13 protein-coding genes are annotated in these 13,019 nt (G+C 69.7%); 7 read left to right on the top strand and 6 right to left on the bottom strand.

Going from position 1 to position 13,019, the window contains the following annotated elements; all coding sequences use genetic code 11:
- Positions 1-142 precede the first annotated feature (142 nt).
- The 3 genes from ACWCRB_RS45430 to ACWCRB_RS45420 form a co-directional block, all read right to left on the bottom strand.
- Complete coding sequence (locus ACWCRB_RS45430; protein WP_451001673.1) at positions 143-379, bottom strand: DUF3263 domain-containing protein; 237 nt, start codon at positions 377-379, stop codon at positions 143-145.
- Positions 380-416: 37 nt separating this feature from the next.
- Positions 417-1,640, bottom strand: coding sequence for an extracellular solute-binding protein (locus ACWCRB_RS45425; protein WP_451001672.1), 1,224 nt, complete (start codon positions 1,638-1,640; stop codon positions 417-419).
- Between the two features lie 200 nt (positions 1,641-1,840).
- Complete coding sequence (locus ACWCRB_RS45420) at positions 1,841-3,094, bottom strand: ABC transporter substrate-binding protein (protein ID WP_451001671.1); 1,254 nt, start codon at positions 3,092-3,094, stop codon at positions 1,841-1,843.
- A 156-nt stretch (positions 3,095-3,250) separates the two neighbouring features.
- Here ACWCRB_RS45420 and ACWCRB_RS45415 point away from each other — a divergent pair, with 156 nt between their 5' ends.
- The 3 genes from ACWCRB_RS45415 to ACWCRB_RS45405 are packed head-to-tail and all read left to right on the top strand — an operon-like array spanning position 3,251 to position 6,360.
- On the top strand, positions 3,251-4,192 hold the full coding sequence (locus ACWCRB_RS45415) for an ROK family protein (RefSeq protein WP_451001670.1): 942 nt from the start codon (positions 3,251-3,253) through the stop codon (positions 4,190-4,192).
- Positions 4,192-5,394 (top strand): N-acetylglucosamine-6-phosphate deacetylase, encoded by a 1,203-nt coding sequence (gene nagA / locus ACWCRB_RS45410; RefSeq protein ID WP_451001669.1) that lies wholly within the window; start codon positions 4,192-4,194, stop codon positions 5,392-5,394. Before ACWCRB_RS45415 ends, nagA begins: the two co-directional genes overlap by 1 nt.
- 24 nt (positions 5,395-5,418) lie before the next feature.
- Positions 5,419-6,360 carry a 1-phosphofructokinase family hexose kinase gene (locus ACWCRB_RS45405; RefSeq protein WP_451001668.1) on the top strand — a complete coding sequence of 314 codons (942 nt, stop codon included), beginning with the start codon at positions 5,419-5,421 and terminating at the stop codon, positions 6,358-6,360.
- Positions 6,361-6,439: 79 nt separating this feature from the next.
- Here ACWCRB_RS45405 and ACWCRB_RS45400 read toward each other — a convergent pair whose 3' ends face one another.
- Together ACWCRB_RS45400 and cdgB are read right to left on the bottom strand one after the other, a co-directional pair.
- Positions 6,440-7,447: a CBM35 domain-containing protein gene (locus ACWCRB_RS45400; RefSeq protein WP_451001667.1), complete on the bottom strand. Its 1,008-nt coding sequence runs from the start codon at positions 7,445-7,447 to the stop codon at positions 6,440-6,442.
- A 158-nt stretch (positions 7,448-7,605) separates the two neighbouring features.
- On the bottom strand, positions 7,606-9,342 hold the full coding sequence (gene cdgB, locus ACWCRB_RS45395) for a diguanylate cyclase CdgB (protein WP_451001666.1): 1,737 nt from the start codon (positions 9,340-9,342) through the stop codon (positions 7,606-7,608).
- Between the two features lie 468 nt (positions 9,343-9,810).
- On the opposite strand from cdgB, the gene ACWCRB_RS45390 reads away from it, so the two are divergent.
- Positions 9,811-10,302: a flavin reductase family protein gene (locus ACWCRB_RS45390; protein WP_451001674.1), complete on the top strand. Its 492-nt coding sequence runs from the start codon at positions 9,811-9,813 to the stop codon at positions 10,300-10,302.
- A gap of 70 nt (positions 10,303-10,372) precedes the next feature.
- The gene (locus tag ACWCRB_RS45385; protein ID WP_451001665.1) at positions 10,373-10,858 is read left to right on the top strand and encodes a GNAT family N-acetyltransferase; all 486 of its coding nucleotides are present in this window, start codon (positions 10,373-10,375) and stop codon (positions 10,856-10,858) included.
- Positions 10,859-11,076: 218 nt separating this feature from the next.
- On the opposite strand, the gene arfB is transcribed toward ACWCRB_RS45385, so the two are convergent.
- Entirely contained in the window at positions 11,077-11,514 is a 438-nt protein-coding gene (gene arfB / locus ACWCRB_RS45380) for an alternative ribosome rescue aminoacyl-tRNA hydrolase ArfB (RefSeq protein ID WP_451001664.1), read from the bottom strand.
- Between the two features lie 175 nt (positions 11,515-11,689).
- Here arfB and ACWCRB_RS45375 point away from each other — a divergent pair, with 175 nt between their 5' ends.
- Together ACWCRB_RS45375 and ACWCRB_RS45370 are read left to right on the top strand one after the other, a co-directional pair.
- Positions 11,690-12,265, top strand: coding sequence for a TerD family protein (locus ACWCRB_RS45375; protein ID WP_235477210.1), 576 nt, complete (start codon positions 11,690-11,692; stop codon positions 12,263-12,265).
- 145 nt (positions 12,266-12,410) lie between these two features.
- Positions 12,411-12,911 (top strand): hypothetical protein, encoded by a 501-nt coding sequence (locus tag ACWCRB_RS45370; RefSeq protein ID WP_451001663.1) that lies wholly within the window; start codon positions 12,411-12,413, stop codon positions 12,909-12,911.
- The last annotated feature ends 108 nt before the right edge of the window (positions 12,912-13,019 follow it).

Raw genomic sequence — 13,019 nt, 5'->3', positions numbered from 1 at the left:
GGACGGGCTAAAAGATCAAGCCCCGGCCGGGGTTGGTATTTCAGCCCGTCCGGCGTTTGAGGACAAAGGGGGGGTCTGGGGGCGCAGCCCCCGAGGATGGGACGGGTAGGGGCGGCGGGGGCGAGAACACACCCGGCACCCCCTACCGCTCACCCCGCCTCCCCTCCCGCACCCTCCGCAACCGATTCACCGTCACCGGATCACACGCCAGCGCCCGCTCATCGTCCAGCAACGCGTTCAGCAGCTGGTAATAGCGCACAGGCGCCAACCCCAGCTCCTCCCGTATCGCCCGCTCCTTCGCCCCCGGCCCCGCGAACCCCCGCCGCTCCAGCGCAAGAATGTCCTGCTCCCGTTGCCCCAGCCGCTCCCCGTCGTCCATGAAAAGAAACCGTAGCCCCCACCACTGACACCCGGAGTCACTCCACCGTCGCCGCCCGCTGTATCGCCCCCAGCACCTCCCCCGGCTCCCCCTCCCCCACCACAGCCCCACCGACCGTCTTCTGGATGTTCCGGCTCGTGGCCGCCCACGACGGCTTGCCTACCGGGTACAGCTGGGCGGTGCCGAGCGCGTCCAGGCCGTCCCACAGGTCCTCGTACGTCTTGTTCGCCCGCATCGACGTGGACGCCGACGACGTCACCGGCAGCAACTGGTACGTGCCCGCGAGATCCACCACGTTCTTGTCCTCGTACAGGAAGTTGAGATACGTACCGATCTCCTTGGCATGGCCGCCGTCCTTGAACGCGGCGATCCAGTCCGACGTACCGACGGTCGCCGTCGACACGCCCGCCGTGCGCCCCGGCATCGGGACGGCCTCGTACGCCACGGGGTCGACGGACCGCGCGATCTCCCGTACGAGCGCGCCCGGCGCGCTGACCATGCCCGCCTCGCCGTCCACGAAGGCCTGGAGCGCGGCCTTGCGGTTGAGGCGGTCGGGTGGGATCGGGCCGGTCAGGCCCTCGCCTACGAGGCGGTCGCGCAGCCAGGTGAGGGTGGAGATGTTCCGGGTGGAGGCGATGTCGTACTCGCCGGTGTCACCCGTGTATCCGCCGCCTCCGCCGAGCAGCCACTGGAGAGTTTCCGCCTGTGCCTCCTCGGGGCCGAGCGGGAGCGCGTACGGGTATTTCACGCCCCGGTCGTCCAGGACCTTCGCTGCGGTCCTCAACTCCGCCCAGGTGGTGGGGGGTTCGAGGTCGGCCTCGGCGAAGAGGGTCTTGTTGACGTAGAGGAGGCGGGTCGAGGCGAGGAACGGAAGGCCGTACTGGGTGCGGTCCGTGGTGCCCGCGTCGACGAGATTGGGCAGGAAGTTGCCCTGGACGCGGATGGAGAGCAGGTCGTCGGCCGGGTAGAGGAGGCCGTCGGCGGCGTAGTCCGCGTAGTTGCCGATCTGGGCGATGTCGGGCGGGTCGCCGGCCGCGACCATCTTGGCGACCTGCGTCTCGGCCTCGCCGGGCTCGTACACCTTGACGTCGAGCCGGATGCCGGGGTTGGCGGCCTCGAAGGCGGTGTCGACCCGGTTCCAGTACGACTCCGAGTTCTTGACGACGCCGTCGCCGTAGTTCGTGGCGACCACGGTGAGGGTGACCCCGCCGGACCCCTCACCGCTCGCGCCGCAGCCGCCCAGCACCAGGACGGACCCCATACTCAGAACCGTCACGGCGGCGAAGACCGGCCAACGACTCCCGCCCCACACTTCTCGCACGGCAGACCCCTCCCGGGGAGGCACACGCGTCACGCTCTGTGGACGCGCGTAGAGCCTCCCGCACCATGGGGTCCGGTCCAATGCCCCGGGCGTTTCGGCCGTGCAACATTTCCCGGCCGCCCAGCCCTTCGTGCACCGCCCTATTCGGCGGTATCGGCCTCGTTCTGCGCCGAGTTGGCCTCCGCCTGAAGCGTCGTCAGGACCGCTTCCGGGCTGCCGTTCGCCGCGAACGCCGTACCGATCCGCTTCTTGATGTCCGCGCTGACCTGCGCCCAGGACGTCTTGCCGACGGGGTAGAGCTGGGCGGTCGGGAGTTCCTCCAGGAAGGGGGCGAGATCCTTGTCCTGGGCGGCGGCGGACATCGTCGCGGAGGCCGAGGTGGTGACCGGCAGCAGGTCGTACTTGCGGGAGAAGGCGAGCACGTTCTTCTCGTCGTAGACGAAGTCGAGGAACTTGCCGGCCTCGTTTCGGTGGCCGTTCTGCTTGAACGCCATCATCCAGTCGGCGACGCCCATCGCGGCCCGCGTCGACCTCTCCTCGCCCGGCATCGGCACCATGCCGACGTCCACGCCCTGCGCCACCGCCGTCTTCATCAGCGAGGGATGGCCGTTGAGCATGCCGACCTCCCCGCGCGCGAACGCGGCGAAGGCGTCGGCCCGGTTGAGTTTGCCGGGGGCGACGGGACCGGTGAGGCCCTTGTCGACGAGTTCGTCCTTGAGCCAGGTGAACGTCTCGATGTTCTGCGGGGAGTCGATGCCGTACGTCCCCACGGCGCTGGTGTAGCCGTCGCCGCCGCTGAGCAGCCACTGGAGGGTCTCGGCCTGCGCCTCCTCGGGTCCGAGCGGGAGGGCGTACGGGTACTTCACGCCCGCCTCCTTCAGCGCGGCGGCGTCGGCGGCCAGCTCGCTCCAGGTGGTGGGCGGGGTGAGACCGGCCTCGGTGAAGAGCTTCTTGTTGTAGAAGAGCAGGCGGGTGGAGGCGGCGAAGGGCATGCCGTACTGGGTGCGCTTGACCTTGCCGGCGTCGGCCAGCTGGGCGACGAAATCGGCCTGCGTCGGGATGGAGAGCAGCTCGTCGGCCTGGTACAGCTCGCCCTTGGCCGCGTAGTCGGCGTACGCGCCGATCTGCGCCAGGTCGGGCGCGTCACCGGCGGCGACCATCTCCTTGACCTTGCGGTCGACGTCGTTCCAGGAGTAGACGCTGACGTCGACCTTCACCTCCGGGTTGGCGTCCTCGTACGCCGCGACCAGATCGTCCCAGTACTTCTGGGAGCTGTTGGCGTCGGAGTCGCCGTAGTCGGCGGCGACCAGCTTCAGGGTGACCTCACCCGAACCGGTGGCTCCGCAGCCCCCGAGGGCCGCCGTCATCCCGAGTGCGGACACCGCCGCGATCATGCCTGTCCTGTGCCGCTGCACTGCTTCAACCCCAAACCCCGACCGAACGTTCACAGATGTGTTCATTGGTACGTTCAATTTATTTGCGTGACCTACCAGGTCTACACCACGTGAGTGGACTAGACCTCTTGTGGGTAGACGGGCCACACTGTCCCCGTGAGACATGTCATCGCCCTCGATGTGGGCGGCACCGCGATGAAAGCCGCCCTGATCGGGCCGGACGGCGCCCTGCTGCACCAGGCGCGCCGTGCGACCGGACGCGAGCGCGGCCCCGACGCCGTGGTCGAGGCGATCCTCGGCTTCGCCGCCGACCTGCGCGCCCACGGCATCGCCCACCTCGGCGAGAGCGCCGTGGCCGCCGGGGTCTCCGTCCCCGGCATCGTCGACGCCGACCGTGGCCTCGCCGTCTACGCGGCGAACCTCGGCTGGCGTGACGTACCCCTGCGCGCCCTGCTCACCGAACGGCTCGGCCTGCCGGTCGCCCTGGGCCACGACGTCCGCACGGGCGGCTTGGCGGAGGGCCGGATCGGGGCGGGCCAGGGAGCCGACCGCTTCCTCTTCGTCCCCCTGGGCACCGGCATCGCGGGCGCGATCGGCATCGACGGCCGCGTGGAGGCGGGCGCACACGGCTTCGCGGGCGAGATCGGCCACATCGTCGTACGCCCCGGCGGCGCCCCCTGCCCATGCGGCCAGCGAGGCTGCCTGGAACGGTACGCATCGGCGTCAGCGGTGAGCGAGGCCTGGGCGACGGCCTCGGGGACCCCCGACGCAGACGCGGCGGACTGCGCCAGAGCGGTGGACGCAGGCGACCCACGCGCCCACGAAGTCTGGCAGGCGGCGATCGACGCCCTGGCCGACGGCCTGGTCACCGCCCTCACCCTCCTGGACCCCCGCACCCTGATCATCGGCGGCGGCCTGGCGGAGGCGGGCGACACCTTGTTCACCCCGCTACGCACCGCAGTACAGCAACGGATCACCTTCCAGAAGCTCCCGACCATCGTCCCCGCAGCCCTGGGAGACACAGCAGGCTGCCTGGGCGCGGGCCTCTTGGCCTGGGATCTCCTGACCGTCACCGACCTCACGGAGGCAACGCCCTGATGGCAACCCACCTAGGGGCGCGGGGAACTGCGCGACCAGCCCCCACCGCCCCGCACCATGCACACAACCTGGTACTCAAGGGCGCCAAGCTGGTACTCCCCACAGGAATCACCGACGGCGCCCAACTAGCCGTCGAGGGAACCAAGTTCACCGAGCACGCCCCCGAAAACGCCCACGAGATCGACGTACGGGGCCACTGGCTGGTCCCCGGTTTCGTGGACCTCCACAACCACGGCGGCGGCGGAGCCTCCTTCACCTCCGGCACAGCAGAAGACGTACTCAGGGGCATCCACACCCACCGAACCCACGGCACCACCACCCTCGTAGCCAGCACGGTCACCGGCGACATGGACACCCTCACCGCCCAGGCCGGCCTCCTCTCCGAACTGGCCGAGCAGGGCGACATCGCCGGCGTCCACTTCGAGGGCCCCTTCATCTCCCCGTGCCGCAAGGGCGCCCACTCCGAGGAGTTGCTGCGCGACCCGGACCCGGCGGAGGTCCGCAAGCTGATCGACGCGGCGCGCGGCCACGCCCGCATGGTCACCCTCGCCACCGAACTCCCCGGCGGCCTCGACTCCGTACGGCTGCTCGCCGAGCACGGCGTCATCGCGGCGATCGGCCACACGGACGCGACGTACGAGCAGACGGTAGAAGCAATCAACGCGGGCGCGACGGTGGCGACACACCTCTTCAACGCGATGCCGCCCCTGGGCCACCGCACCCCGGGCCCGATCGCCGCGCTACTGGAAGACGAACGGATCACGGTAGAACTCATCAACGACGGAACCCACCTCCACCCCGCCTCCCTCCAACTCGCCTTCCACCACGCGGGAGCGGACCGCGTGGCGTTCATCACGGACGCGATGGACGCGGCCGGCTTCGGCGACGGCCGTTACCTCCTCGGCCCGCTGGAGGTCGAGGTAAGCGAGGGCGTGGCACGGCTGGTCGAGGGCGGTTCGATCGCGGGCTCGACCCTCACCCTGGACCGCGCGTTCCGCCGAGCGGTCACCGTCGACCACATCCCCGTCGCGGACGCGGTCGCCGCTCTGTCGGCCAACCCGGCCCGTCTGCTGGGGATGTACGACCGAGTGGGCTCCCTGGAACCGGGCAAGGACGCGGACCTGGTACTGCTCGACGCGGACTTCGCGCTCAAGGGCGTGATGCGCAAGGGCAGTTGGGTAGTGAAGCCTCAACTGCCCTGATACCGAGGGAGGGAGGCAGCCCCGGTGATCCTCACGGTCACGCTGAACACCGCGCTGGACATCACGTACCGCGTACGGGAGTTGCGCCCGTACGCCTCCCATCGGGTCACCTCGGTGACCGAACGCCCGGGCGGCAAGGGCCTGAACGTGGCACGGGTCCTGGCCGCCCTCGGCCACGAGGTGACGGTCACCGGTTTCGCGGGCGGCCCGGCCGGACGGGCCGTACAGGACCAACTCACCGCCACACCAGGTGTGTTGGACGCCCTGGTCCCGGTGTCGGGCTCAACTCGCCGCACGATAGCGGTGGTCGAGGAGACGGCCGCGAACCTGACACCGGAAGCGACCCAACTCAACGAACCGGGCCCGCAGATCACCCCGGCCGAGTGGTCCGCCTTCCAGGACGTGTACGAGGGGCTGCTGCCGTCCGTCTCGGTGGTGGCCCTCTGCGGAAGCCTGCCGCCGGGTGTGCCGGTGGGCGCGTACGCCCACCTCATCCGCACCGCGCGGGCAGCCGCCGTACCCGTACTGCTCGACACCAGCGGGGAGCCGCTCAGGCGCGGCGTCGCGGCCCGCCCCGACCTGGTCAAGCCGAACGCCGCCGAACTCACCGAACTCACCGGCTCCCACGAACCGTCACAGGCCACCCGGGACGTCCGCAGACGCGGTGCACGCGCGGTGGTTGCCTCACTGGGCCCGAACGGCCTGCTGGCGGTGACCCCGGAGGGCCGCTGGCGAGCGACCCCGCCGACCCGCGTCAGGGGCAACCCGACAGGCGCAGGCGACTCAGCGGTAGCGGGCCTCCTGTCAGGCCTGATCGACCAACTCCCCTGGCCCGAACGCCTGACCAGAGCAACAGCCCTGTCAACGGCAACGGTAATGTCCCCGACGGCAGGCGAGTTCGACAGACCAACGTACGAGCAGCTACTAAGCCGAGTAACGGTGACAACTGAAGCAACGGCCGCGTAGACGCGCCCCCTCAGGGGCGCGGGGAACTGCGCGACAAGCCCCCACCGACCCGCGGACGAACCACCGAGCCCAGAAGCCCCTATTCAGCAGCAGCCAGATACAACTGATCCAAGTTCACATCACACTGATCCCCCTGCTCACAGGAGATCTTGATCGTGTTCGTGCCCTTGTTCAGCTGGACGGACGCCCACGTGTTCGTCCACCCCTTCGCGTAGTCGCCCTCGGCGGCCTTCGCGAAGTTGCTCAGGTTCAGCGGCCGAGACTGCGCCGTCCCATTGACCGTCAGCGTCGCGGAGGCGTCCTTACCGGGTACGCCGTAGTTGACGTACAGCCGGTACTCCCCCTCCTTCGCGATCCCGCTCACGTTCCAAGTGACGGACGCGCCCACGTTGTTGAAGTTGCCCACATAGACACCGCCGGCGGCCTGCGCACCGTCGACGTCCGACACCGCACTGGCGCCACCGCCGAGCAGCAGCGCCTTCGCGTCGATGGTCGGCAGCTCCGCGTCGGCGGACTCCGAGGCGCTGGCCGACGGGGACGGCTCGGCACTCTGCCCGGTCGACGGGGACGCGCTGGCGTCGGCGCCGGTGTCCTTGTCGTCGTCGCCGCCCATCATGGCCACGCCGATCCCGATGACGACCGCGGCGACCACCGCGATCGCGCCGATCAGCAGCCCCTTGGTGTTGGGCCCGCCACCCCGCCCGCCTCTGCCGTTGCCACCGCTGTACGCGTGCTGCTGCTGGGGACCCGTGGGACCGCCGCCGAAGGCCTCGGGGGCCTGGTAGTGGGCGTTCGGGCTGCTGCCGTACGCCCCCTGCTGCTGCGGGACCGTCTGGCCGTACTGCGCGGTCGGGGCGGTCGGGGCGGTCTGGCCGTACGCCGGCTGCGGGCCCTGGCCGGGACCCTGCCCCGGGCCCGCCGACGGGCTGTACTGACGCTCACCGACCGGCCGCACCCGGCCGACCGAGTTCGGGTAGCCGTAACCGCCGGACGGCGGCTGGGCTCCGTTTGCCTGGCCGTCTTCGTACAGGTAGCCGAACGGATCGTCGTCCTCGGGCGTGCTCGCGCCGCTGTTGCCGGGCGTCATCCCTTGGTACTCCTCAACAGGTGCGGGGTGGGACTACTGCGGGGGTGTTGCGGGGTTTTTTGAAACATGCAATGCGAATAGCGAGCCTACCCGCTCCCACTGCCCCAAACGGGTGACTCTGCCCGCACGGGGTCACCGGCAGGCCACTGACCTGGTGATCATCCAGCCCGGCGGTGCTGTTTGGGACGAGATCGTTTCTCGACGTACATCCGTTCGTCGGCCGACTTCAGGACCTCGTCCGCCGTCATCCCGCACTGGGCCCACCCGATGCCGAAGCTCGCGCCGACCCGCATCGCGCGGCCGTCGACCCGGATGGGCTGGATGATCTCGTTGCGCAGGCGTACGGCCAGGTCCTGGGCGTCGGCCCGGCCGAGGCCGTCGGCGAGCACGACGAACTCGTCGCCGCCGAGCCGGGCCACCGTGTCGCCGTCGCGCACGGCGCGGCCGAGCCGCCGGGCCACCTCGATCAGTACCGCGTCGCCGGCGTTGTGCCCGAAGCGGTCGTTGATCGACTTGAAGCCGTCGAGGTCGCAGAAGAGAACCGCGAGCCCCTTCGTGCCGTCGTCCTTCTCACCCTCGGGGGCGACCGTGTGGACGTGGTGGTCGTAGGCGCCGTACCCCTCGGAGGCGCCGCGGAGGGCGAAGGCGTGGCCGTTCGCGTCGTACGTCTGGAGCGTGCCGTCGGCCGCCACGGGCGTCGCCGTCGCCGTGTACTGGTCGTTGCGGCCGTACGGGTCGGGCTGGGAGTGGCCGTAGGCCGCGTCGACCGACTCGACCAGGCCCGGCTCCGCCGACTGCGGGCGCTGACAGAGACGGGCACTGAGCCGGGAGCGCAGCTCGGCGGAGTTCGGCAGGCCGGTCAGGGAGTCGTGGGAGGCGCGGTGGGCGAGCTGCAGCTCGCGGCGCTTGCGCTCCTCTATGTCCTCGACGTGGGTGAGCAGGAAGCGCGGGCCGTCGGCGGCGTCCGCGACGACGGAGTTGCGCAGCGACACCCACAGATAGGAGCCGTCACGGCGACAGAGCCGGAGTTCGGCGCGCCCGCCCTCGGCGGAGGTGCGGAGCAGGGTGCCGATGTCCTCGGGGTGCACGAGGTCGGAGAAGGCGTAGCGGCGCATCGCGGAGGCGGGGCGGCCCAGGAGGCGGCACAGGGCGTCGTTGGTGCGGAGTATTCGCCCGTGCTGGTCGCCGCCCATCTCGGCTATGGCCATGCCGGAGGGGGCGTACTCGAAGGCCTGCCGGAAGCTTTCCTCGCTGGCGCGCAGCGCCTGCTGCTCGCGTTCGAGTCTGACCAGTGCCCGCTGCATATTCGCGCGTAGACGTGCGTTGCTGATCGCGATCGCGGCCTGAAAAGCGTACATCTGGAGCGCTTCCTTGCCCCACGCTCCCGGTCGGCGGCCGTTGCGGGGCCGGTCCACGGACAGGACGCCGATCAGTTCGCCCAAGTTGCTGCTGCCGGGCACGCTGGGCGTGAACATCGGGGCGAAGAGCCGGTCCGAGGGGTGCCACTCGTCCTCGAAGCGCGGGGCGGGGCCGTCGGTGTACCACTGCGGGACGTCGTCGTCGTCGAGGACCCAGCCCTCGGTGTGCGGTATGAAGACCAGGTCGCCCCAGGCCTCGCCCATCGCGAGCCGGCGCTCCCAGGAGTCGCGGGAGCCGACCCGGCCGGTGATGAGGGCCTCGGCGGCGGAGTTCCCGGCGAAGGCGGCGACGACGAGATCGCCGTCGGGGCGGACGAGATTGACGCATGCCAGCTCGTAACCGAGGCCGTTCACGACCCCGTCGGCGACGGTCTGGAGTGTGTCCGCCAGACTGCGCGCGGTGTTCATGTCCGCCATGACCTGGTGCAGCTGCCGCAAGGTCGCGAGACGGACGTACGGCTCCTGGTCGGTCTCCATTCGCCCTCCCTCCGCCTATCCCACCATCCCCGCCACTGAATCACAGCGCGCTGCCCACTCGGTACACAGGGTCAACAAAAAGGGGCACCTGTGACTCAAGTCACAGCGAAAGATGAGCAATTGAGTGGAGTTTCTGGGTTCTCCCTGTGCGTTTACTGAACGCAAACTTTGTATCTGTGCGGATACTACGAGCGAGGATACGGGGGAGAAGAAGTCGGCGTGGCCGTTCCCGATCTTTACCGCCCCTTGGGAATCGGCAAGGACCTTGATCGGGATCTCGGTCGGGAGTCCTAGGTCCGGGTTCGGGCGCTGGTCCGATGTGGTGGGGCAGGAGCGGCGCATACGTTTTCCCGTGTGCTGACTCCCCCTGCCGTACCTGCCGTACCCACCTCGCCCGCCCCCCATGCCACCCCGGCCCCTCCGGGCGGGCATCCTGGGGGCGTGAGCAACGACGACTTCCGCGCCGCCATGTCCCGCCTGGCCTCGGGCGTGGTCCTGGTGACCGCACGGGAGGCGTCCCTCGACGCCGACGACCCCCAGGCACCGGTCGGCGAGGACGTCGGCATGACCGCGACCGCCTTCCTGTCGGTCTCCCTGGACCCGCCCCTGGTCATGGTCAGCGTGCGCGAGGGCTCCCGGATGGACGACCTGCTCGCCGAACAGCCCCTGTGGGCGGTCTCCGTCCTCGCCGAGAGCCAGCGCCACATCGCGGGCCGCTTCGCCATGAAGGGCCGCATCAGCGACCGCCTCCTCTTCGCGGACATCCCGTACGTCCGGGGCGGCGCGTCCGGCGCTCCCCTGGTGGGCGGCGCCCTGGCGAACCTGGAGTGCCGCACGGAACAGCGGATCCCGGCGGGCGACCACACCCTGATCATCGGCCGCGTCCTGACGGCGACGACACCGAGCGCGGACGGGGGCCCGCTGGCGTACTTCCGGGGCCGCTACCGCCAGTTGGGCTGAGACGGGACTGAAGCCGGGCTGACGGGAAACTCGCTGGTCAAGCGAGTTCCCGGCCGCTTAGGTTGCCCGCATGACGAACGCGCCGAACGTGCCGAACGCCTCACTCAGGCTGGAGCGGATCAGCTCCGACAACTTCGACGCGGCCGTCGCCGTACGGGTCCGCCCGGACCAGGAACACGCGGTCTCGCCGGTCATGAAGTCCCTGGCGGAGGCGTACGTCCATCCGCGCACGGCCTGGCCCCGGCTGATCCTCGACGGGGAGCGGCCCGTCGGTTTCCTCATGGCCTTCTTCGACATCGCCTGGGACGGCACGGGCGCCGACCTGCGCTCCGGCCTCTGGCGCCTGAACATCGCGGCCGCCGAACAGGGCAAGGGCTACGGCCGCTTCGCCGTCGAGTCCGTCGCCGCCGAAATCCGCCGCCGAGGCGGCACCGACCTCTACGTCACCTGGCACCCCGGCCCGACCGGCCCCGAGCCCTTCTATCTGGCCCTGGGCTTCACCCCGACCGGGGAGACGAGCGGGGGCCAGACGGTAGGGGTGCTGAAACTGACCTAGAGGAGGGCTTGGGGTTGGGCTTGGGGTTGGGGTTGGCCATCGCCATCGCCATCGCCATCGCCATCGCCATCGGTGTGATTCGCATCCCACGGCGAGAAATTCATTCCCGGGGCCGTTCCACGGTTTTTTCTCCCGGCCGTTCGGAAATTCACGATCGTTCATCCGGTGCCGCCGATCCGGTGATCGCGGCGACCGGTTACCGACCAACTCCGGTCCCGCTAACCCCAGTCGCGTCCGGTACGGCCCCGCTTCACATCCGCGCGCGCTTTCTTCTGCCGCAAACGGCGTTCATTGATTCCGCGCGGGATACGGGTGGGAGTGCGCGGCTTGGGCGGCGGTGCGGTGGCCTCGGCGAGCAGGGCGGCCAGACGTACGGCCGCCGCCTCACGGTTGCGCCACTGCGAGCGGTGCTCGGAGGAGCGGACGGTGACGACTCCGTCGACGAGCCGGGTGGCGAGGCGCTCCAGGGCGCGCCGCTTCCACACTTCGGGCAGCGACTCGGTGTTCGCGAGGTCGAGGCTCAGCTCGACCCTGGAGTCACTGGTGTTGACGTGCTGCCCGCCCGGCCCGCCGGACCGCGAGAAACGCCACATCAGCTCGGCCTCGGGGAGCGAGACGGAGCCACGGATGAGGTAGGGACCGGACATGCCCACCATGGTCGCGCGGCTGTCCGGTCCACGTCACCCCGTTTTCGCCGGGCGGGCCGTCAAAACAGGTAAAGAAAGTAAAGCCGCGCGGAACCTTCGGTACCCCCGTCGGCGTTCAAGGAGGTGACGGTAGCTTCGTCACCGCACGCACGTACGTCAAAAAACGAGGGAAGGACTCCCAACAATGGCTGTAAGCCTGTCCAAGGGTGGCAACGTCTCGCTCACCAAGGAGGCTCCGGGCCTGACCGCCGTCACCGTGGGCCTCGGCTGGGACGTCCGCACCACCACCGGCACGGACTTCGACCTCGACGCCTCGGCGATCGCGGTCAACCTGGAAGGCAAGGTCTACTCGGACGGCCACTTCGTCTTCTTCAACAACAAGCAGACCCCGGACAGCACGATCGTCCACACCGGCGACAACCGCACGGGCGAGGGCGCGGGCGACGACGAGGCGATCAAGGTCAACCTCGCCGGCCTCCCGGCCGACATCGACAAGATCGTCTTCCCGGTCTCGATCTACGACGCCGAGAACCGCTCGCAGAACTTCGGCCAGGTCCGCAACGCCTACATCCGCATCCTGAACGAGGCCGGCGGCGCGGAGATCGCCCGCTACGACCTCTCGGAGGACGCGGCGACGGAGACGGCGATGGTCTTCGGCGAGCTGTACCGCAACGGCGCGGAGTGGAAGTTCCGCGCGGTCGGCCAGGGCTACGCCTCGGGCCTGGTGGGCATCGCCCAGGACTTCGGCGTCAACGTCTGAGTCTGAGCCCGAGTAGTACCGGCGGCTGAAAAGCCCCTGGCCGAGCGCGATTGGCGTCTGGGCCGGGGGCTTTCGCGCTATCACGCCCTGAGGACAGAGGACACAGGCTCCCGGGTGGGAATCCCTCCGTGACACCATCACCTCCGTGCTCGATATCGGCTACGCCCTCTCCAACCGCTTCCCGGACCCCCCGCAGACGGACTACCGCCGCGCGGACGTCCACACACTCCGCCACGACCTGTTCTGCGGTGACGTCTACCTCGCGGACACCAAGGCGGACCGGGAGTTGTCCACAGCCTGGGGATGGGTGCCGGTGCTCGACTTCGCGTGGGCGCTGTGCGACATCGTGGAGCAGCTGGACCAGGACCCCGCAGGCTCCCGCGCCTCCCGCCCCCAGTACGCGGAACTGGACTTCACCGAGTCCACCGACCGCATGCTGTTCCAGCGCCGCTTCGGGTGGGTGGACATCGAGTCGGACTGGATGCCGGCGGACGAACCGCCCCTCACCTTCTCCCACGCCGAACTCCGCAAGGAGGCAAGGGATTTCCTCCACGACATCCTGGCGGACCTGACGGACCTCCACGAAGCACTCGACGAAAACCCGGCGATCTGGACACTCCAGTCCCGCTTCCCAAGACTGCCCTGACCCCCACCAAGGGATTTTCGCCCCCGCCGCCCCTACCCGTTCCCATCCCTGGGGGGGGGGGGCCCCCACCCCCCCCCCCCCCCCCGACCACCCCAGATCCAAAAAAGA

It is taken from the genome of Streptomyces sp. NPDC002156 (assembly GCF_053593675.1).
Note: the sequence above shows the minus strand (reverse complement) of the source record. Positions and strands in the feature narration are given on the sequence as shown.

Coding starts and splice junctions, on each gene's coding strand:
- ACWCRB_RS45430 (WP_451001673.1), bottom strand. CDS start 379: ATGGACGACGGGGAGCGGCTGGGGCAACGGGAGCAGGACATTCTTGCG.
- ACWCRB_RS45425 (WP_451001672.1), bottom strand. CDS start 1,640: ATGGGGTCCGTCCTGGTGCTGGGCGGCTGCGGCGCGAGCGGTGAGGGG.
- ACWCRB_RS45420 (WP_451001671.1), bottom strand. CDS start 3,094: ATGATCGCGGCGGTGTCCGCACTCGGGATGACGGCGGCCCTCGGGGGC.
- nagA (WP_451001669.1), top strand. CDS start 4,192: ATGGCAACCCACCTAGGGGCGCGGGGAACTGCGCGACCAGCCCCCACC.
- ACWCRB_RS45400 (WP_451001667.1), bottom strand. CDS start 7,447: ATGACGCCCGGCAACAGCGGCGCGAGCACGCCCGAGGACGACGATCCG.
- cdgB (WP_451001666.1), bottom strand. CDS start 9,342: ATGGAGACCGACCAGGAGCCGTACGTCCGTCTCGCGACCTTGCGGCAG.
- ACWCRB_RS45390 (WP_451001674.1), top strand. CDS start 9,811: ATGTCCCGCCTGGCCTCGGGCGTGGTCCTGGTGACCGCACGGGAGGCG.
- ACWCRB_RS45385 (WP_451001665.1), top strand. CDS start 10,373: ATGACGAACGCGCCGAACGTGCCGAACGCCTCACTCAGGCTGGAGCGG.
- arfB (WP_451001664.1), bottom strand. CDS start 11,514: ATGGTGGGCATGTCCGGTCCCTACCTCATCCGTGGCTCCGTCTCGCTC.
- ACWCRB_RS45375 (WP_235477210.1), top strand. CDS start 11,690: ATGGCTGTAAGCCTGTCCAAGGGTGGCAACGTCTCGCTCACCAAGGAG.